Genomic DNA, 20,784 nt, shown 5'->3' with positions numbered 1-20,784 from the left:
TAGGGAAGTAGAAAAGAAAATATAAAAAAGCCAGTTGGCGGCACCAACTGGCTTAATAAGAATCATGGACCTATTTCAAGGCTATATGATTAAGCTTTAAACTTACGACGCATCCATAATAACGGTAATAACAGTGTTGTAAACCAGCCTACACTACCACCATCACTCGTTTTATAAGAACGCTGATACTGCACTGGGAAGCTAACACTCTTCGTATCAGAATTACCATTGCCATCAGACACTGTCAGCTCAAATGCTAGCGTATCACCACTTTCTTTGACATCTGGAGCTAAAAACTCAAATGAAGCAGCCGAAGCATTGAAAGAAATAGGTGTCCCACCAAGTTGAACCCACTTGTACTTTAGCTCATCATCATTACCGTCAAATGAACTAGACCCGTCTATCGTTACGCTTCGTCTAGCAATAGCTGTCTTCGGTGCATCAATAACAGCAACTGGAGCCACCTCGCTAACACCAAACTTCACAGTTTCTTCAACCATATCACCTCCCAGTTCATTGGTCAGTTTCATGGCATAAGCAGAACCCGCTTTAGTAGGGATCAAGTCAAATCCTACCGATAACGCCTCTCCAGAAGCAGCTTCTTGAACAACGGTCCAAGTAACAGTATTGCCCTCTTGAGCACCATCATTCGAGATGTTAGCAACCTTATGGCCTGCAGACATCTGTGCTGTGAACGAATACTCTTTATCTTCATCACTGAAGTTTGGTGCAACATTAAAGCTAACACGGCTAGGAACACCAGCAGTCATTGAATCAGACAAATCGTGAATATGACTAACGTCATTTTTACGAGTAATGCTAACAGGAACTTGCACTTCGCTACTCTGATCACCAGAGGCTAAGATTAGAATACCTGATGTATTCTCATCTGTATTCCAATCGAAAGTCAGGCTAAATTCGCCTTCAGATTCTTCAACAGAGACAGAAACATCATCACTGCGTGACTCTTCATTGGCTAAAACAGAGCTGATCCTCATGGTAACGTCATCAGTTCCACCAGGTGTAGATGCGGTGTAGCCGTCCACAACTAGGTAGTAAACACCCCCAGGTAAATTAGTGAAAGACACCGACTCGTTAGAGTCTGGCCCCGCACTGCTACCAATATTGATAAAATTGCTATCAAGGATACGTAAGTCTACATCTGGTGCCGTTTCTGATGAGATTGAGATGGTAACGTTAGCCAATGCAGGGAAGTTCATACCCACATAGTCAAAACCATCTTCAGGGACACTTAAAGAAATAGGGTCAATGAGATCTGAAGATTTGTCATACACACCAGCTATGATGTTAGTCAACTCACTGGAGGTAAAGCCTGTGTAGGTAATACTACCTTCGCTACGACCCGCAGCAATATCTAGGCTAGCAGGTAAGTTATCGCTATGACCTTTAACCGCTACAGGCAGCTTAACCTCAGGCATCCCTTCGGCCATCAGCTTAATATTAGCGAAATTCCAACCATTGCTTGCCGCAGAAACATCCGCAGTAACAGTTAAGTCTTGTGTTTCACCCGCTTTAAGCTCAAAGCTTGCAGGCATAACGGAAAGTACTAGGCCATCGGTAACGCCCATAGTGCTTGCCGTCCAGGCTCCATCCTTAGTGGCCTTGACGGTACGCGTCCAAGTGCATTCGCCAACACATTTAGCATTTGCAATGGTTGCTAAGTTAATCTCTGATGGTTGACCACCTAAAGCAGGATCTGCTTTAACGTAATCTACATAGCCTTCATCCATCACTAGACCCGTTTTAGCCGCAGCTTCAACGTTCGCATAACCTGCGCCCATATCAAAGAAATCTGACGCTGTAACACCATCTTCTTTAAATGTGTCTTGGTTGGCTGTCAACATTAACGCTGACTGAACTTCTGCAGGAGTCCACTCCGGATGAATACCAGCAAGTAAAGTTAAGGCTCCCGCAACATGTGGGCTTGCCATCGATGTACCACTTAGGAAGCCGTAATCACTTGGATCCGGATATTGCTTGAATCCATCTGATTGACTGTCTGCATAAGCGGCAAAAATACTCACGCCAGGAGCAGCAATTGATGGGGCAATCACATCAGGAACCGACTTATTTGGACCACGAGAAGTAAAGCCTGCAGCGATGCGCGCAAGCTCTTCATCCTGAACAACTTCAGTTCCCGTAATCGTTGCCTTGTGATCTGCACCACCAGCTAACCAAGCCTTTAAGCTATCACCTTTATCTGCATCGATATGTATCGCAGGTAAAACGTGCGCATCAGCAACAACACTTGTAGCACCACCTTGGAGGTTTGCAAGCACTAAAGCTGATGCCCCACCAGCCAATACATTACGCCCTTTATCGACACGAGCTATCGCACCACGATCACATACTACAATGGTATCTTCGGCAAAGGTTTCTGCAGGAAATGGTTCTAAACACTGAGCGGGATCGTTATCAGGATCGTTACTGTTTTCAAAATCACCAGCGTAAACGATAGAACCAGTGAACTCTCCAGTCATTGACTTGCCAGTAAGCTTTTCTGGGGCATCCGTATTACCACCAGAGAATGCACCAATATTCTTCTCAGAAAAATCACGGTCATGAGTATAAGCAGCAACGGTTGTTAACCAAGGTGCATCCCCTGGAGAGCCAACAGTCTCAGGGCCAGGGCCAGAGTTACCTGCTGAGGTAGCCACATGAATACCCGCTTTACGCGCAGATAGGAAAGCAAGGGCATCTGCATCATTCCATGGATTACTTGAACCGCCACCAATTGAGTAGTTAAGCGCATCGACACCATTCTCAATAGCATGCTCGACAGCAAGTACTGTCAATGAGGGAAAGCAACCCGCAAAACCAATATTGTCATTTTCTCCAGGGAGACACACTTGGTATGAAACGATATTCGCATGTGGTGCCACACCCGACATAGATTCAAATACAACTCCTGTATCACCGCCATCCACATCAGGTACATTGATGTTAATTAGTACGTTGCCAGCTGTAGTACCCGCGGTATGAGAGCCGTGACCGTTGTAGTCTTCACCGTTTGCAGGTACGTCAATATCATAATCCAAATACCTTTCAGTAACTGCAGGCCAACTGTGCACACCAATCAGCTTGTCGTTACAAAGCTCTGGGAAGTCACCAGCACAATCACCTGAATAGACGCCAGGGCCCCAAGGGTTTGTATGATCATACTCATCACCGCCAACGTCAGCAAAAGAGGGATGATCTGTGTTGATCCCGGTGTCGATAATACCAACAACCATTCCTTCACCTTGGCTTTCTGTTCCTGTAGCCTCACCATTCCATATCGCCGGAGCCTTGATAATTGCTGGGCCGGAGTCTGTCATTGGCTTGCGTAATATCTCACGTTGGATATTGGCGATACCCGCAACATTAGCCAATTGAGCAGCTTGCTCTTGTGTCATTTCAACGACTAGACCGTTATAAGCAAGAGTAGTTCTTTGCTTAACATCTAACTCACCTAAAACAGCACTTGCTTTTTGGATCACACTATCTTGACGCGAAGTTAGAAAAGAGCGGTAGGATTTTACATTCGCACTCGTCACATCTAACTTTCTATTCTTGCCTTGAGCCTTTTCAACTGATGTGGCCTTAAAGCCTTCGATACCACCTTGGTATAGAGCTACCGGACTTTCAATTAAACGAACAAAGTAACGATAAACACCTGGGCTCAAGTTAGTTTCAGGAGTAAAAATAGCGTTATTTCTTACAACTTGATTTTCAGAGTAAGACTTTGATTTAGAGTCTACGACAGCAATATTCGCTCTTGCATGTGCAGATTGAGAATAAGAGATTTGTTGATTGTAATCAGACTGTATTGCTAGCGCACTAGCAGACATAGATACCAACGCAGTGGAGACTGCAATTGCAATTTTTGTTTTCACTTGTCAATTCCTTAAAACATCCGTTTTTTATTGTTTTATCCTGCTTTATCGTTGCCAAATAACTTCTAATAGAAGAGATGTAATGTCATAGAGCTAATAAAAAGAACATATGACTGAGGCGAAAGCATTAGTAACACAATAAAAAAAATGCATCAAACAAATTAACAACAATTTCATTACAAGTAATAACAAATAAATCAGAGGCGATACAAAATAGGCCAAACTGTAAATTTGGGCTTACGGACTACAGCTCAAACAGATTAGTCATCACCTTGTAAAGCTCTGTGCCTTGATAGACCGAAGCCGAGGCGAAATGCAAGATAGGTACACAGTCTTGCTTAAGGCTTAGCGCAGTTAATTCCTTATCTGTGCCATACAGATCCAGCCTTAAGATATTTGCTAAAGTCTCACCTGCAGCTAGAGGCTTACCAAGCTCGGCCTTATACTCAACCATGCCTGCCGTTGGTGCGTGAAACTTCTTATAGTCTTTCAGATAACAGCCAAACCTTGGCATTCTTGCCGGCTCAAGCTTATCGTCGATCACGCCGCGATGGCTTAAGTAGGCCAAGATCCCTTGTGCATCGTTAAGCGCATCATCCATATCGATACGCTCCTGACTGGCTAACTCCAGGGTAAATGCCGATACCGGCACATCTAGGGCTCGCCCCTGTGATTGCGCATATTCAGCCAGCTGCCACCATGGGCAAAATGCTGCTTCATCCATTGCGCCACCAAAGTCATTAGGGATCACAAGCGTAAAGGGAATAGAGAAATAGGATGCCGAGGCTGCATCATATTCAGGGCAATACATATGTTTACAAGACTTAGGACCCGTATGCAGATCGATGACGATATCGGCTGCATGAGCCATCGACTGCAAGGTTACCGCTAGGCGTTTACCCGTGGTCACGCCCCACTCACTGTTAAGATGAGACTGACAAGACTCGATTAGAAGCGAACGATATGCTTGGATAAGCGCCCTGTCATCTAAGTGACTGTGCGCTTGATACCAACTGGCTATATCGACTTTATGATCGAGATATTCTCTATTCCAGTTAACCCCTGTGATAGGATCGAAGCGTCCCAAGGTGAACTCACCACTTTTTTGGTTAATCCCTAACGGGTTAGCCAAAGGGAGTAAGGTTACCTCCCCCTTAACGTCCATCGCCTCCAGCTGCTTCATCAACTGAAAAATCACCGCGTTACCTTGTACCTCGGCGCCATGTACATTGGCTTGAATAAACACGCTAGGCGCACTAAGGTCCTGCGCAAGAAGTCGGTAGACAGGAACATTCAGCTCCTGTCCCGTTGCCAACTCGCCTACCTTCAGGCTCGTTTGGGTAAATTTCATAAATGACTCGGTTCCCTGTTCATCTCTATCTGTTAACTAGGCTTCAAACAAGTTCTCATGCAGAGCGCGAATAACATTGGCCGCCTCAGATTCATCCACCAAGATACACAAGTTATGGGGACTGGCGCCTTGACAGATCATGCGCACGTTATAGGTCTCTAACACTCCAAATACTCGGCGACACACACCAGCCGTCGAGGCGATGTTATTGCCAATCACCGCCACTAGAGCCAACCCATCTTCGACGCGCACTCGGCAGTGCTGTGACAACTCTTGCAGCAGCGCCTCACTCAATAGCCCTTGCCCACTCGAGTCTGAGCCCGTTTTATCTAACGTCAAAGAGACGTTGACCTCAGAGGTGGTGATCAAATCGACACTGATCTTGTGCCGAGCTAATGTGGCAAATGTCTCGGCAAGGAAGCCCTGTGCATGTAGCATCTGCAAGCTATGGAGGTTTAACAGGGTTTGATCACGGCGCACCGCTACGGCACGGTACACAGGCTCGCTTTCGACCTTATGACGGATCCAAGTTCCGCCTTGCTCTGGTGCCCAACTTGAGCCAACAAAGACCTGAATCTTTTGTCTCACCGCAGGTAAAATCGTTGCAGGGTGCAGAACCTTAGCACCAAACGTCGCCATCTCGGCGGCCTCATTAAAGCTAATTTCAGCGATTGGGCGCGCATTGGGGGCGAGACGAGGATCGGTAGTGTAGATCCCTGCAACATCGGTCCAGATCTCCAAGGCATCGGCTTGCAGTGCCTCAGCTAATAACGCTGCAGAATAGTCACTGCCACCACGACCAAGGGTTGTGGTATTGCCTTCACTATCGGCCCCCACAAAGCCTTGAGTCACTATCACCTGTTCAGTAAGTAAGGGCTTAAGATGAGTTTGTGCCAATTCGGCAATTTGCTCAATTTGCGGCTCTGCACGCCCATGATGGTTATCGGTTCTCAACACTTGGCGCACATCAAAAGCCGATGCCGAAGCTCCCTTACCTCTCAATACGGCGGCAAAAAATATTGAAGAACACATCTCACCTTGAGATAAGAGTTCATCCATTACCGCCTTGCTGCGAGTCAGCTTTAGCCGCTCCACCAGAGTCGATATATGGCTGAGGGTGTGATCTATCTTGGCGGCCACATCACTGGGATTACCCAATTTATCTAAAATTTGATATTGGATTGAGGCGATCTGCTTGATCAGTGCCTTTGACTCATCACTAGTGGTTTCGGCCTGCGTGAGCGCGACTAATTGATTAGTGACGCCACTCGATGCACTCACCACCACCAAACGGGTTTGCGGATTAGCAATGATAATATCGGCGCAGCGCTGCATGGCGTCAAAATCGGCCACCGAGGTGCCACCGAACTTGGCGACAGTTAACTGAGAAACGAATGTTACAGCTCCTGATGCTATAGACACAGTACAGCCTCCATACAAATTAGAGACGGGTGACACGCACAGAAATGAGTATTTTGAATAACTAACATGAAATAAGCTCCGAACTAACTTCGTTCGAAGAGCCTGGTGCTATTGATTGCACCCCAAAAGATGGGACAAAGCGATCGTCACCAGAAGCTCTCCACCATAATAAACATAGGTGACAATCGCCAGGATTCAGCCTGAACGACCGACATTTAAGCGCATACCAAAACCGCGTTAAATATCTCGGCGCTAATCTCCCTCATAAGTCATCACTGGGTTTTGGTCCCCTCAAACTTACTACCTAGTCAGCGCTCCTCTTCTGTACTTATTTTGTATAAGGCTGTGTTCGCAAAAATAACCGCTTTGTATACAAAATAAGAGGTCAAAAAATATCAAAAAATAACCAATCAAGTCAACGGAAATATAAGATGATTTAGTTTTATACAAGTTCGGGGCAAAATTCATACTATAGGGCATGAACCGTCAAGCTATAATCAGGTAAGCTCGGGGAGCTCCAGAACCCTGCAGACCCGACGTGAAAACGCCCCCAGAAAGGCCTCTTCTTTCATCAGTAAGCAAGGCACGAGTTGTAGTTTGTCAGCTTCAACATAATAGATGGCATTTTGATTAAACAGACACCCAAGCTTAATGGCCGACTCTTTATCGGTTGCAACCGCCCAGCTCTTCTCCATATGCTTTCTATCTTGAGATGCGCCTATCATTGCACGGTAAGGAAAGCCCAACCTATCTATTTCATACTGAAGTAGGCGGTCTAGAAGACCATTTTGACAAGGGGTCAGCAGCTGCCCTCTAGGGTTATATGCGGTGATAATCGCGAACGATAATTGAGAAGATAAAGATTGAGTAAGCAGAAATTCAGTTTCTCTATAATAGCGCCACAAGGTTTCAGCAGAGTCGTTCATTGCTAACAATTTCTCCAATTTAGGTGGAATTATTATAGCAAACTCGTAAGCGCCTCCTAACAGTGTGACTTACATCACCATTTGCAAATTTACCAACTTCAATATAATCAATGCCTTAAACTTCAAAAAGTGATCTAAATCATATCATCGAGGAATTTTGTTAACATTTCATTTGTTAACAAATGCCTAAAACGAGTACAATAAGGCTTGTTGATTGACTCATACTGTATACATGTAACGAACACATTTTGTTACACATATCTGAAACAGATAGAAGAGTAATCCACACAGCTGTATCAAATGTGATCTATGTTTGACTTAAGATTTAAACTCCATAAAAAACGGTAGCTAAGGAACTTTTTCCTACTATTGTTAATCGAAGTTTATACAGTTCACGTTTTTCCATATGTGAGATACCCATACTTTGCTTATCATGCAGTGTGTTGCTGTTTCGAACCAAATTTGAAAGCACCTACGTGTATCAGTGATTTATCAGCATAACTAGATGGAGTATAAAAATTATTATACTCATGGTTAGAATTGACAGAGATTAGGTAATTAATATGCAAAACCCGCACATTCTGATTGTTGAAGATGAAGCAGTAACAAGAAACACACTTAGAAGTATTTTTGAAGCAGAAGGATATGTGGTAACGGAAGCCAATGACGGCGCTGAAATGCATAAGGCTATGCAAGACAACAAAGTTAACTTGGTCGTTATGGATATTAACTTACCAGGCAAAAACGGTCTTTTACTAGCTCGTGAACTTCGTGAAATTAATAATATCGGTCTAATCTTCCTAACGGGCCGTGATAACGAAGTTGATAAGATCTTGGGTCTTGAAATTGGTGCCGATGATTATATCACTAAGCCATTCAACCCACGTGAATTGACTATCCGTGCTCGTAACCTATTAACTCGTGTTAATAGCACAGGTACAGACTCAGAAGAGAAAAGTGCAGTTGAGTTCTACCGTTTCAACGGTTGGAGCCTTGAAATCAACAGCCGCTCTCTAGTTAGCCCACAAGGTGAGTCATACAAGCTACCACGCAGCGAATTCCGCGCGATGCTTCACTTTGTTGAAAACCCAGGTAAGATCCTAAGCCGTGCAGACCTTCTAATGAAGATGACTGGCCGTGAGCTTAAGCCACATGACCGTACTGTTGACGTGACTATCCGTCGTATTCGTAAGCACTTCGAAAGCTTGCCTGATACGCCAGAAATCATCGCAACAATCCACGGTGAAGGTTACCGTTTCTGCGGTAGCTTAGAAGATTAATTCTAAGCGCCGAAAGCTGTACTACTAGCGCTACAGCTAATAAAAAGCCAGTCGATTGACTGGCTTTTTTTATAGCTATATTTTGTATCGTTAGCAGAGTTTCAAAATTGTACCCATAAACAATTTAGAGTATTAACTTAAATAAAGCCAAGCAGGCTTAGGTCATTCCCCATTTTAACTGCCCCTTCCCTCTGCGATCATAATACTTACTTATAGATATCGCCTGATATTATATAAGTCGACTGATATTTGAGAGTAATTAATTGACGCTCCATTTCATCCCTCAAAATACTTTCAGCTATTAATTATAATTAATATTAAATTCATATAAATAAAAGCCGCCGCAATTAATAGATAACCCTCTAGCTATTTTATCACCGCGACCCATCCATACTTATTGCTTTAATTGGCGGTCTAAAAAGTCTGCTAATGATCGATATAGATGCACTCTGACCTTCTCACCACGCATAGAATGCTTTGAGCCTGGATAGTCGATCATCTGGAACAACTTACCCTCGTCCTGCAATGCCTTATAGACTCGAGTACTGTTCTCAAATAACACGTTGTCATCGGCCATGCCGTGGTACATCAATAAGCCTGACTGATAACCACCAACGTAAGGCAACACGCTGCTGGCCTCATAACCTTTAGCATTGGTCTTTGGGTTGCCCATATAACGCTCTGTGTAGTGGGTGTCATACAAAGACCAATCAGAGACTGGCGCACCAGAGATTGCCGCCTTAAAGTAATCAGGCGCTTTAAATAGGCTCATCAGTGCCATGTAGCCGCCATAGCTGTGACCATAGATAGCAATGTTGTCGCTATCGACATAAGGCAATGTACGCAAGTAATCTACACCGACCTTTTGGTCGTTCACTTCTACTTCACCAAGTTGCTTGTAAATCACATACTCAAACTTAGTGCCGCGATGGGCAGAGCCACGGTTATCTAGCTGATAAACGATATAGCCTTGCTGCAGCAAGTGCTGGGTAAAGTAATCTTGATGGCTCCAGCTATTCACCACCAGCTGCGCATGGGGGCCACCATAGACGCGCACTACAACTGGATACTGCTTGTTAACATCGAAGTTTGTCGGCTTGAATAGGCGGTATTGCAACATCTGGCCGTCTTCAGCTTTTAGCTCGCCAAACTCAGGCAGCTGCCACAGGCCAAAGTAGTCATAGAGTGGATGCCCCTTTTTAACCTCATTTTGTTCAACCCAAGTCAGACGCTCGCCGCTTTGGTCGTGCAGGCTCACCTGTGGTGGCTGTGAAAGGCTACTAAAGTAATCTAAATAGACTGGCTTATTATCGGCAAAGACCGTTGAGTGCATGCCGCTACGCTGACTGATGGATTCGACTTGGCCACCCGCTAATGCCACGCGGTAAAGTTGCTTCTCGGTGACCTTGGTTTTACGGCCAGTAAAGTAAACCTCGCCGGCCTTTTCATCGATATATTCGACCGCATCAACCGCCCAGTCACCGGATGTTAATTGACGGATCACTTTGCCGTCTAAGCCAATCAAATACAGATGATTAAAACCATCACGCTCAGACGCCCAGATAAAGGCCTCTTGCTGCTTTAAAAAGTGCAAGTCGTCATTGAGATTTACCCAAGCCTGACTACGCTCTTTGACTAAGTCTCTGTCATTCTTGATATCATCGATCGCGACAACGCGCAGATCCAGCGCTTGTTGATCGCGGCTCTGCCACTGATAAGACAAATGTTTACTATCGGGTAACCACTTAACCCGTGGTAGATAGATGTCTGTGTCTTTGCCCAAATCGACCCAAGCGACTTTTTTGTCATTTAAGGTAACCACGCCAAGCTCAACCTTGACGTTAGTCTCGCCAGCGTAGGGATAACGCTGCTCGGTCAGCTTAATTCCATCGGCATAAATTTCGTTACGAGTCACCAACTCTACGCCCGATTCATCGATGCGAGTATAGGCAATCGCCGACTCATCCGGCGCCCACCAGTAACCGGTCATTCTGCCCATCTCTTCCTGGGCCACAAACTCAGCCATGGCATTTTTAATCGCGCCGCCACCATCTGTGGTTAATGCGGTAATTTTCTGGGTTTTCAGCTCCAATACATACAGGTTCTGCTCACGCACAAAAGAGACGAAGTGGCCTTTTGGCGACAGCCGCGCATCGGTAGCAAAACCTTCACCGGTTGCCAGTAACTTGACCTTGTTATCCGCTACCGAGTAGTAATACAGCTGACCCGCAGCAGGGATTAAAATCGCCTCGCCATCTTTAGACCAAAAGTACTCCATGATCCCTTGGCCATATATACGCTGGCGCTCACGGCGTGCTTTTTCCTCATCAGACAGCTCGCCAGCTTGTAGCTTATCGGCATCGATCAGCATGCTTTGTTTGCCACTGGCCACATCCATCTGCCACAAGTCATACAGATGTTGATTGTCTTTACGCCCGGCAAGGTAAGTCACACGCTTACCGTCGGGAGACAGCTTTAAGCCGCGTGGGCTGCTGCCAGCCAGTGCAGGAGATGCGTACATACGCTCTATGGTGAGTGGCTCAGTGCCACCGGGGAGTGATGATGCTTGAGCAAGAGCTGCAGGTGTTAATACCATTGGCAAAGAAGCCAACAGTAAACTCATCCAATTTTTTGTCATTATTATTCCCTGGATTAAACGCAAAATCTTCTTTAGTAAAAAAGTGTTCAGCTAACAGCTCACTAGAAGCTTGGCTGAAAATTCGCCTACATTGTGCCTTAATCGGTAGCAAAACAAAAATTGCACAATTTTTTGCCACTCGTTGTAGTTGAAAGCCCATCTTTACGGCTGAAAAAATTAGCGTTCTCAGGTATCATCGCGTCAATAATAAAGAATACACTTTTGTCCTGACCTCAAACTCAATTTACTCACGTAAAATTGTATAGGAAACAAGATGCAAACTCTGGCTGAAAACCTGACATCACAAGCAATTTCTCCTACTCTTGAAAAACTTATCCTGACCCTAGCTAATACTTCTAAAGAGATTAGCCACGCAGTCCGTCACGGCGCACTAGCAGGCGTGTTAGGCGCAACGGAACAAGAAAACGTTCAAGGCGAGACACAGAAGAAACTCGATATCATCACCAATGATATGCTCAAAGATGCCCTAAAGGCCGACGGTACAGTGCGCGGTATCGCCTCTGAAGAGGAAGACTATGTTGTTGAAGCCGATGCAAACGGTGAGTACCTAGTCTGTTTTGACCCACTAGATGGCTCTTCAAACATCGATATCAACTCACTTGTGGGTACTATCTTCTCAGTATTGCCAGCCCCAGCAGGCGAGCTAACAGAAAAGAGTTTCCTACAAGCGGGTCGCAACCAAGTTGCCGCAGGTTATGTGCTATACGGCCCATCGACCATGCTTGCGCTAACCACAGGTCAAGGCGTACAGCTATTCACCCTAAACCCAGAGACTAACGAGTTCTTGCTAACCAATCCTGCGATGGCGATTAGCAAAGACACCGGCGAGTTTGCCATTAACATGTCAAACCAACGCTTCTGGGAAGCGCCAATGCAGACTTACATCAGTGATTTATTGCTCGGTAAGATTGGCCCTCGTGAAAAGTCATTCAACATGCGCTGGATTGCCGCCATGGTTGGTGACGTACACCGCGTACTTTGCCGCGGCGGGATCTTCACTTACCCAACAGACAACAAGAACCCTGAAAAGCCATACAAGCTACGCTTAATGTACGAAGCGAACCCAATGGCATTCTTGGTTGAGCAAGCAGGCGGTAAAGCGTCGACGGGTTATGAAACCATTATGGATATTCAGCCAACTGAAATTCACCAACGTGTAGCGGTTATTCTTGGCTCTGCCAATGAAGTTGATGCGTGTCTTGAATATCACGCTCAGGATTACAGTGAAGAGCCTTCTTTATAGGTTCTAGGTTCTAGGCAAGGCTGAGACGGCAGGAGCCGAGAAAGCTAAGACGGTAACAGCCGGAAAAGAAAAATCTAAAAGAAAAGCACAATCCTATGCTAGTAGGGTTGTGCTTTTTTCTGCGCCTTGCTTTTTGGCGCTGGGAGCTTGTTGTTATCAGGCTACGCCTGACTTTTAAGTTAGACTGCGTCTCAAGCTGCGCTTGATAAACGTCGTGGGATTCCATCCCACACCCGGGCAAGGAGGACTGCTCGTCCTTATCCTCCTTGCATCCACCATGACGCCCCGACGAAGTTGTTGATCCTCATACTTATGGATAAATCACTAACGCTTCCGATGGGGCATCCTGCCCCGCGAAAGCTACGCCGACATCCATGTCGGCATCACGCGATTTATTCCAACGTACTTCGGCAACTTCGATGGGGAATTTGGTGTTTTCTGTGAGTTAAGCATGAAAGCTTAAGCTAAGTATTATAATGTTTACTCTAGCTCCAAGACTTCTCTATTTCTAATGTCCGACTTTTAATGAAAAAGCATTATATAAGCTTATTTGACTCCGCCCACGGTATTCTGTAACGGTTCCCTTCCCACAAACTTCATGATTAATTAATTGTTCAATAGAACCATGCTCTTGCTTAAATTCTGCAAGATCATCTTCCCATAATACAAGTGTTAAAGATTGCTTTGGAAAAGGCTCATCCATGTTCAGATATAGCCCCCGTTTAAAACGAGATACTTCCTTTAAAGTACCGCAAGCAATTACGTCTTTCCCTTCATAAAAAGGAGCCTCTTTAGAGGTTATTTTTGTAGCACTGTAGCTAAAAGAAGAGAGTAGTAATGATGTGAAAAATACAACTGGAGTGACAACTTTCATACGAGTAATTCTTAATCTACATAATCAAGCTCTATTATACAAAACGGCATCACCCCATGATATCTAAACTTACATAACACATTGTTAAGTATCTCTAATTTTAAACGCAATTGAGCATGTTTTTTTTGATTGCTATTTCTCCCAAGCTTAATAGCGTACTTCTAACGCGCCCCTTACTTAAGCAACACCTAAAGCCTGGTAAGAAGCAGCAAAACATGCCAATAGCGATGGTTCTCTACGATAGATCTCAAGTAAACAGCCCTTTGTGGAGCCCCATGTAGAGTGGTGTGGACGATAGAGGTTAGATACCTCGGGCTACCCGATTAAGCTACATTTAGCCATTTACTTAGATCTAATTCTGGCTTCACTTTTTCTAGCATTAATTTAGAGCTAGGTAGGTCTGTAAAGTCGATGTCTAGGACTTGCTGTAGTGTTTCGCTAGGTTCATACGCTAGTTCAAAAGAGCAAACTTCATTAACGATATGAGCTACTTTTTGAATTTGAGAAACAAATAACTTTATATCACCATCTTGAACAATTATTTGTACACCATCATATGCTACGCCACTGCCACTATTTCCTGCGTAAGAAGTTAAATGCAGTGAGTCGGCAAACTTTCGAACAGTAGATTGCATTTCAACCAAAATCCGATCTTGATCAGACTTCGAGCACGCTGTGAGTTCCGTCGATTGCCCAACAAAACGTGTAACCATAGAGTTGAAACTATCCCAAACACTGGCAGATACAGAGAAATCACCATATCTAGCATTCGGGAATAGTACTTTATGCAATTTCCTAGGGGACGATGTATGAAGCTTGCTATCCCATGTCTTATTTAAGTACTTTTCAAACTCTTCGATATGTTTATAGTAGTTAGAAAAGCTATTTTGTTCATTCGCAACACGTATTTGCTCTTTTGTTTGCTCTGAGCGATGATTCGCAGCAAGCAAAGCAACGATTGGGATGATTAGAGCTAAGATAGCTAGAGGAACACGAAATACTACTAGGGCGTGATTAAAACCAGCATATGAATAATCTGGGGTTATCTGTGAATTAATACCCACGATCAGCGCAACAATGGTTGCGAAGCTAATAAAAACACCTACTACAAGCCAAAGAACCTTTAGTTCGATTAGGCTTTTTTGTGGATCAAAATGCAATTTATTCTTCATTGTTTCTCCAACTGCCTAACATTTTTAATATGACACTCGCGCATTTTACCGATATCTGCTGAAAAAGCGTGTGGATAATTATTCAATTAAAATCAAATAATAACAATATATTAAACGTCATCATCAATAATTGTATCCAATACAGCCTAGGTAAAAGTGCGCTCGCGCGCTTTGCTTGCCTTTTATCTAGTCATTAATGATCCACCACACTCACAGAAAACACCTGATTCCCATCGGAGTTGCCGAGGTTATTGAAGTCAATCGCGTGAGCGAGGCATGGATGCCGAGATAGCCTTAGGTGAGCCATGGATGGCGAATATGAGGCGATAGCGATTGTCGAAAATAACTGAGGAATCACAACTTCGTCGGGGCGGCTGGGGAGATGCAAGAGGGGGAAGCTGTTGTCCCCCTCTTGCCCGAGTGTGAGCTGGAAGCTCACGACCTTTATCAAGCGGAGCTTGATTACATCAAGGTCAGGCGCAGCCTGATGCATTACCAATGTGGCAACGCCACGACCTTAGTTGTTAGACGAAGTCTAACTTTGAAGTCAAACGAAGTTTGATGACATCAGCCCTAGTTTTTGGGCTTAAAAACAAAAAAGAGTTTATTGAGCCAAATATGAAATATATCGGCTCAAGTAAACTCTTTAATCTCAATCGAAAAGTTCGTTATTAGCGAAACTTAACGAGATTTCACATATGGTTTACCAATCGCCTTAGGCCCAACTGCGCGGCCAATAAAGCCTGCTAGTAGCAACACGGTTAAGATATACGGTAATACCTCAATCGCCTGTACTGGGATTTCGCCAACCAGCGGTAGCTCAACGCCTTGTAGACGAATAGCAATTGCATCGAGGAAACCAAACAGTAGACAACCAAACAATACCGGTACAGGTTTCCACTTACCAAAAATCAATGCCGCTAATGCGATAAAGCCTTTACCCGCACTCATATTCGGCACAAAGCCTGCACTGTGGGCAGTCGATAAGTAAGCCCCCGCCATACCCGCGAGCACACCAGCAATAATCAGTGCACGGTAACGGATCCACGCAACTGAAATACCAGCGGTATCTACCGCATGTGGGTTTTCACCGGCTGCGCGCAGTCTTAGGCCAAAACGGGTTTTATAAACAATCCAGTAAACCGCTGGCACTGCAAACAACGACAGATACACTAAGAAGTTATGCCCTGACATTAACTGGCTGTAAATCATGCCAATAACCGGTACATCGGCTAATGCGTCTGCAAATGGTAGGGTGATAGCGGTAAAACGTGACTCATCTGTTAGCGCTGGTGTTTGACCACCTAAACCGAACCAGAAACGACCAAGAGTAACCGTTAAGCCCACTGCCAACATGTTAATGGCTACGCCAGATACAATTTGATCGCCGCGGTGGGTAATGGTCGCAAAACCATGCACCAGTGACAGCATGACTGAAACGCCAATGCCCGCCAACAGACCCAGCCAAACTGAACCTGTCACAGTGGCAGTTGCCGCCGCAGCAAAGGCAGCAGAGAGCATCTTGCCTTCAAGGGCGATGTTAACGATACCCGAGCGCTCTGAAAAAAGTCCCGCCAGTGCAGCAAGGATTAGCGGCGCCGATACCCTTAGGGTTGCATCTAAGATTAGAATGATATTCTCAAACATAATTTATGCCTCCGCCTTAGCGCCGCCGATGGCTGCCTTCTTTTGATCAAGAAACACAAATAATTTCTCAGTCGGTTTAACCAGCATCAATGCCAATGCACCACTAAACAGTACTACTAGCGCCTGCACGACTTGGATCATTTCACGATCGATATTCGGGTAATCAAACGACAGTTCAGCGCCGCCTTGATACAGCACACCAAATAAAATACTGGCTAAGATGATCCCTATCGGGTGACTACGGCCAATCAAACACACGGCAATACCGGTAAAACCATAACCCGCAACGAAGTCGAGTTTTAGCTGCTGGCTATAACCTTGCACTTCATTCAAGCCCATCATGCCTGATAGCGCACCAGAGATAAGCATCACCACAATGATCAGTTTCTTATAGTTAATACCACCATACTCGGCCGCACTTGGGCTAGCGCCCATTGCGCGGATAGCATAACCCCAGCGAGTACGCCACAGCAGCGCCCAAACGAGTACACAGCAGATAAGCGCAATAAAGAAGCTTAGGTTCATCGGTGATTGTGAGAAGGAGATCCCAAACCACTGGGTCATTTCATGGAACATGGGTAAGCCAGCGCTATCTTCAAATACGCGCGATACTGGCGCCATCTGCCCTTCAAGCTTAAGTACGTTTACCAGTAGGTAAACCATTAACGCTGACGCGATAAAGTTAAACATGATGGTGGTAATAACGATATGGCTACCACGGTACGCCTGTAAGTAAGCCGGGATCAGCGCAAACAGCGCACCAAACAACATACTGGCAAGCATGGTAATTGGCAGCAATGCCCAGAAAGGCAAGGTACTATCAAGCGCTAAACAGGCAAGCCCGACACCTAAGCCGCCCATATAAGCCTGACCTTCACCACCAATGTTAAATAGGCCAGCAGAAAATGCCATTGCCACAGCTAAACCGGTAAAGATAAAGTTAGTCGCATAATAAAGCGTATAACCAATACCCTCTTGGTAACCCAAGGCACCGCGTACCATCACACCAGCCGCTTCGATCGGATTCACATCTACCGCAAGGAAAATACCGGCGGCAAACGCAAAGGCAAACATGATATTAATCAAAGGTAAAACAAAAATATTTACCCAAGATGGGATTTTAGAGTCGTTCATTGCTGACCTCCATTATCCGAAGCCAGCTCATCAGGCATAATATTTGCCATCATCATTCCTAAAGTTTTCTCATCGGCCTTGCTGGCATCAATCTCACCAACCACATGGCCGTCAAACATCACTATGATCCTATCGGCGAGCGACATCACTTCATCTAGCTCAACAGAAACCAGTAAAATGCCCTTGCCCTGCTCTCTTAACTCAATAATGCGTTTGTGGATAAACTCAATCGCACCGATATCGACACCACGGGTCGGCTGACCAATCAACAAGATATCTGGGTCTTGATCCACTTCGCGGGCAATGATCAGCTTCTGCTGGTTACCACCAGAGAACAGTGAGCTTTTCAGCTTAGGATCTCGCGGTCTAACATCCCACTCATCCATTAAGCGCTTACATTCAGAGGTAATGTACTTAGGCTTATTCAATAAATGGCCGTTGTACTGCGACTGATTATGATGACCAAGAATGGCTGACTCTTCGGCGGTGAAAGACTTGATTAGCCCCATGACTAGTCTGTCTTCTGGGATGTGGCCAACCTTTAGTTTGCGCATCTCATCGGCGCAACTAGGGTTGTTGGCATCAATCACCTTACCGCCAACCTTAATTGAACCACGGGTTGGCGTGATAAGGCCGGCAAGTGCACTTAATAGCTCTGATTGACCATTACCAGAGACACCTGCAACACCAACCACTTCACCAGCCTTAATCTCAATCGATACCTCTTTGAGGCGATCTACGCCCATTGAATCGGTATAGGTAAGCTTATGGGTTGAAAGCAATACCTCAGTTGGATTGGCATCGCTTTTCTCGGCTTTCAGGCGAACCTTACGACCAACCATCAACTCAGCGAGCTCTTCTTTATTGGTGTGAGCCGTTTCTCTATGGGCAACCATTTCACCTTGGCGCATGACCGACACATTGTCAGTGGCAGAAAGGATCTCTTTAAGCTTATGGGTGATCAATAAGATAGTGACACCTTGCGCTCGTAAGGCATCAAAAATATGGAATAAGTGCTCAGTTTCTTGCGGCGTCAGAACCCCTGTAGGCTCGTCTAGAATAAGAATTTTTGCGCCGCGATATAGCGCTTTTAAGATCTCAACTCGCTGCTGTAGTCCAACCGACAGCTCTTCAATGAGGCTATCGAGCGGTACATCAAGTTGGTACTCTTTGGCTAAACGTTCAAGCTCTTTACGCGCCTTTCTCAGGCTAGGTTTAAGTAAACCGCCCTCTTCAGCACCTAATATGACGTTCTCAAGTACGGTAAAATTATCCACCAACATAAAGTGTTGGTGCACCATACCGATGCCATAGCTGATGGCTTCTTTAGAATTAGCCAACTTGCGCTCGATACCATCAATTAGGATCTCACCTTTATCAGCGGTGTAGAAACCATAAATGATATTCATCAAGGTGGATTTACCTGCACCGTTCTCACCGATAATGCCGTGAATGGTGCCAGCAGGAATTTTTAAGCAGATATCTTTGTTGGCGTGAACAGCGCCGAATCGTTTGTCGATACCACGAAGCTCAAGAGCTGTGGGACGCTCATCTGATTTTTCTTTTGCGTATGTAGACATGGTCATAATTATCTCAAATGCCTTGATCGACATTGATGAATAGACATTGATAAATAAACATTGATCAAATAATGATTTAAAAATTAACTCTTAAAAATTGCCACTCATAATAAAGCTCCCCAGTCAGCAACTAGGGAGCTTAATCAATCTTAATACGGCTTAGTACTTACAAGTGTTGTCTTTCATGTAGTCATGAACAACGATCTCACCGGCGATGATCTTCTTAGTGATATCGACCATTTTCGCTTCCATCTCTGGGGTCACAAGTTCACGGTTATACTCGTCAATTGCCCAGTTAACGCCATTTTCTTTAAGGCCACGGCTATCGATACCAGCAACGAACGTGCCTTTTTCAGCATCTTTAAATACTTCAAATGTGGCAACACCAACCAACTTAACCATAGAAGTTAGCATTACACCTGGGTGTAGGTAGTTTTGGTTTGAATCAACACCAATTGCGAACTTGCCTTCATCTTTAGCGGCTTGATAAACACCAACACCGGTACCACCAGCAGCAGCGAAGACAACGTCAGCGCCTTTAGTGAACTGGCTCTTAGAAAGCTCAGCACCACGCGCAGGATCGTTCCATGCAGCAATAGTAGAACCTGTCATGTTTTGGAATACTTCTGCATCTTGACTGATGAACTTCGCGCCCTGCTCATAACCACAAGCAAACTTACGAATTAGCGGAATATCCATGCCACCAACAAAGCCAATCTTGTTAGTTTCAGACTTCATAGCAGCAAGTGCACCAACAAGGAATGAACCTTCGTGCTCTTTAAACACTAGTGATTTAACATTTGGAAGGTCAACAACTGAATCGATAATAACGAATTCAGTTTCAGGGTATTTCTTAGCGACTTTTTCAAGTGCAGTGCCATACATAAAGCCAACAACAACGATTGGGCTAAAACCACGGCGCGCTAAACGCTCAAGGCCCTGCTCACGCTGCGCATCGTTTGAAGGTACGAATTCGCGTACTTCAACATCTGAGCTTTCGTTAAACTTCAACACACCATTTTGATAAACGGCTTGGTTGAAAGATTTATCGAACTTACCAGTTGTATCAAAAGCAACGGCAGGCTTAAAGTCAGCAGCAGAAGCTGCAAACGAACACATTGCTAGAGTGACTGCTGCAGCAGTTGCGCTCAGGATTTTCATCATTCTCGTCCTTATAAGGTATAGGTATTATTTTTCGTATTATTGACAGCTTTAAGCAGTAAAAACCCCGAGCTTGAAGCCATCATTTAAGATCAAGAAACCAGAGCTTACAGCAGCACCGAATAGGATTGCTAGTGCCCCAAAAGCCCATAAATCAGTCAAAGCTAAAAAGCTAGCAGTTGTACTTTTAATACAAAAATTCGCCTTAATTTGCGCAAAATCACGCTTTAAATCCCATAACGCTGCGATTAAATAGTACAGCCAAATTTTATTAAGAACTGTCCACCAAAAAGAACAAACAACAAGGTAAAGCCAAAGGATTTACCTTTTAAATATATAAGGATACAAACAAAAAGGCATAAACACAGAAGGAGCAGTAACAACACTGTTCTACATATTGAACAATTTAAGGAATGAATTTTAATTACTAAACTTAAAG

Annotated in this window: 13 protein-coding genes and 1 riboswitch; of the genes, 2 read left to right on the top strand and 11 right to left on the bottom strand. The window is 44.8% G+C overall.

Annotation, left to right across the window (positions count from 1 at the left end):
• Positions 1-89: 89 nt before the first annotated feature.
• The 4 genes from L1D44_RS21815 to L1D44_RS19235 all read right to left on the bottom strand — a co-directional run bounded on the left by L1D44_RS21815 (position 90) and on the right by L1D44_RS19235 (position 7,595).
• A complete protein-coding gene (locus L1D44_RS21815; RefSeq protein ID WP_345773644.1) occupies positions 90-3,896 on the bottom strand; it encodes a S8 family serine peptidase in 3,807 nt (1,268 codons plus the stop codon).
• Positions 3,897-4,140: 244 nt separating this feature from the next.
• Entirely contained in the window at positions 4,141-5,247 is a 1,107-nt protein-coding gene (locus L1D44_RS19245; RefSeq protein ID WP_239892897.1) for a succinylglutamate desuccinylase/aspartoacylase family protein, read from the bottom strand.
• Between the two features lie 36 nt (positions 5,248-5,283).
• Entirely contained in the window at positions 5,284-6,669 is a 1,386-nt protein-coding gene (gene lysC, locus L1D44_RS19240; protein WP_345773643.1) for a lysine-sensitive aspartokinase 3, read from the bottom strand.
• Positions 6,670-6,814: 145 nt separating this feature from the next.
• Positions 6,815-6,999: riboswitch (Lysine riboswitch) on the bottom strand.
• 167 nt (positions 7,000-7,166) lie between these two features.
• A complete protein-coding gene (locus L1D44_RS19235) occupies positions 7,167-7,595 on the bottom strand; it encodes a DUF3293 domain-containing protein (protein ID WP_239892896.1) in 429 nt (142 codons plus the stop codon).
• 563 nt (positions 7,596-8,158) lie between these two features.
• On the opposite strand from L1D44_RS19235, the gene arcA reads away from it, so the two are divergent.
• Positions 8,159-8,875, top strand: coding sequence for a two-component system response regulator ArcA (gene arcA, locus L1D44_RS19230; RefSeq protein ID WP_012153996.1), 717 nt, complete (start codon positions 8,159-8,161; stop codon positions 8,873-8,875).
• A gap of 394 nt (positions 8,876-9,269) precedes the next feature.
• Here the strand turns inward: arcA and L1D44_RS19225 are convergent, their stop codons facing one another.
• The gene (locus L1D44_RS19225; protein ID WP_239892895.1) at positions 9,270-11,513 is read right to left on the bottom strand and encodes a S9 family peptidase; all 2,244 of its coding nucleotides are present in this window, start codon (positions 11,511-11,513) and stop codon (positions 9,270-9,272) included.
• A 274-nt stretch (positions 11,514-11,787) separates the two neighbouring features.
• Between L1D44_RS19225 and L1D44_RS19220 the strand changes: the two genes are divergently transcribed.
• A complete protein-coding gene (locus tag L1D44_RS19220; protein ID WP_239892894.1) occupies positions 11,788-12,777 on the top strand; it encodes a class 1 fructose-bisphosphatase in 990 nt (329 codons plus the stop codon).
• 508 nt (positions 12,778-13,285) lie between these two features.
• Here L1D44_RS19220 and L1D44_RS19215 read toward each other — a convergent pair.
• From L1D44_RS19215 to L1D44_RS19190, 6 genes are all read right to left on the bottom strand, one after another.
• A complete protein-coding gene (locus tag L1D44_RS19215) occupies positions 13,286-13,651 on the bottom strand; it encodes a hypothetical protein (protein WP_239892893.1) in 366 nt (121 codons plus the stop codon).
• A gap of 323 nt (positions 13,652-13,974) precedes the next feature.
• Positions 13,975-14,823 carry a hypothetical protein gene (locus L1D44_RS19210; protein WP_239892892.1) on the bottom strand — a complete coding sequence of 283 codons (849 nt, stop codon included), beginning with the start codon at positions 14,821-14,823 and terminating at the stop codon, positions 13,975-13,977.
• A gap of 681 nt (positions 14,824-15,504) precedes the next feature.
• Positions 15,505-16,470 carry an ABC transporter permease gene (locus L1D44_RS19205; RefSeq protein ID WP_239892891.1) on the bottom strand — a complete coding sequence of 322 codons (966 nt, stop codon included), beginning with the start codon at positions 16,468-16,470 and terminating at the stop codon, positions 15,505-15,507.
• Between the two features lie 3 nt (positions 16,471-16,473).
• Positions 16,474-17,604, bottom strand: coding sequence for an ABC transporter permease (locus L1D44_RS19200; protein ID WP_239892890.1), 1,131 nt, complete (start codon positions 17,602-17,604; stop codon positions 16,474-16,476).
• Positions 17,601-19,190 (bottom strand): ABC transporter ATP-binding protein, encoded by a 1,590-nt coding sequence (locus tag L1D44_RS19195; protein WP_239892889.1) that lies wholly within the window; start codon positions 19,188-19,190, stop codon positions 17,601-17,603. The genes L1D44_RS19200 and L1D44_RS19195 overlap by 4 nt, the downstream gene beginning before the upstream one ends.
• Before the next feature lie 153 nt (positions 19,191-19,343).
• The gene (locus tag L1D44_RS19190) at positions 19,344-20,348 is read right to left on the bottom strand and encodes a BMP family ABC transporter substrate-binding protein (protein WP_239892888.1); all 1,005 of its coding nucleotides are present in this window, start codon (positions 20,346-20,348) and stop codon (positions 19,344-19,346) included.
• Positions 20,349-20,784 lie beyond the last annotated feature (436 nt).

The sequence above is a fragment of the Shewanella sp. Isolate13 genome (assembly GCF_022398325.1).
Classification (GTDB): Bacteria; Pseudomonadota; Gammaproteobacteria; order Enterobacterales; family Shewanellaceae; genus Shewanella.
The sequence above is the reverse complement of the archived record's forward strand: the minus strand, read 5'-3'. Positions and strand labels throughout refer to the sequence as shown.

What these genes read in the sequence shown, in the direction of transcription:
- L1D44_RS19225 (WP_239892895.1), bottom strand. Translation starts at nt 11,513, where the DNA reads ATGACAAAAAATTGGATGAGTTTACTGTTGGCTTCTTTGCCAATGGTA.
- L1D44_RS19195 (WP_239892889.1), bottom strand. Translation starts at nt 19,190, where the DNA reads ATGACCATGTCTACATACGCAAAAGAAAAATCAGATGAGCGTCCCACA.
- arcA (WP_012153996.1), top strand. Translation starts at nt 8,159, where the DNA reads ATGCAAAACCCGCACATTCTGATTGTTGAAGATGAAGCAGTAACAAGA.
- L1D44_RS19235 (WP_239892896.1), bottom strand. Translation starts at nt 7,595, where the DNA reads ATGAACGACTCTGCTGAAACCTTGTGGCGCTATTATAGAGAAACTGAA.
- L1D44_RS19200 (WP_239892890.1), bottom strand. Translation starts at nt 17,604, where the DNA reads ATGAACGACTCTAAAATCCCATCTTGGGTAAATATTTTTGTTTTACCT.
- L1D44_RS19205 (WP_239892891.1), bottom strand. Translation starts at nt 16,470, where the DNA reads ATGTTTGAGAATATCATTCTAATCTTAGATGCAACCCTAAGGGTATCG.
- L1D44_RS19215 (WP_239892893.1), bottom strand. Translation starts at nt 13,651, where the DNA reads ATGAAAGTTGTCACTCCAGTTGTATTTTTCACATCATTACTACTCTCT.
- L1D44_RS19190 (WP_239892888.1), bottom strand. Translation starts at nt 20,348, where the DNA reads ATGATGAAAATCCTGAGCGCAACTGCTGCAGCAGTCACTCTAGCAATG.
- L1D44_RS19245 (WP_239892897.1), bottom strand. Translation starts at nt 5,247, where the DNA reads ATGAAATTTACCCAAACGAGCCTGAAGGTAGGCGAGTTGGCAACGGGA.
- L1D44_RS19210 (WP_239892892.1), bottom strand. Translation starts at nt 14,823, where the DNA reads ATGAAGAATAAATTGCATTTTGATCCACAAAAAAGCCTAATCGAACTA.
- L1D44_RS19220 (WP_239892894.1), top strand. Translation starts at nt 11,788, where the DNA reads ATGCAAACTCTGGCTGAAAACCTGACATCACAAGCAATTTCTCCTACT.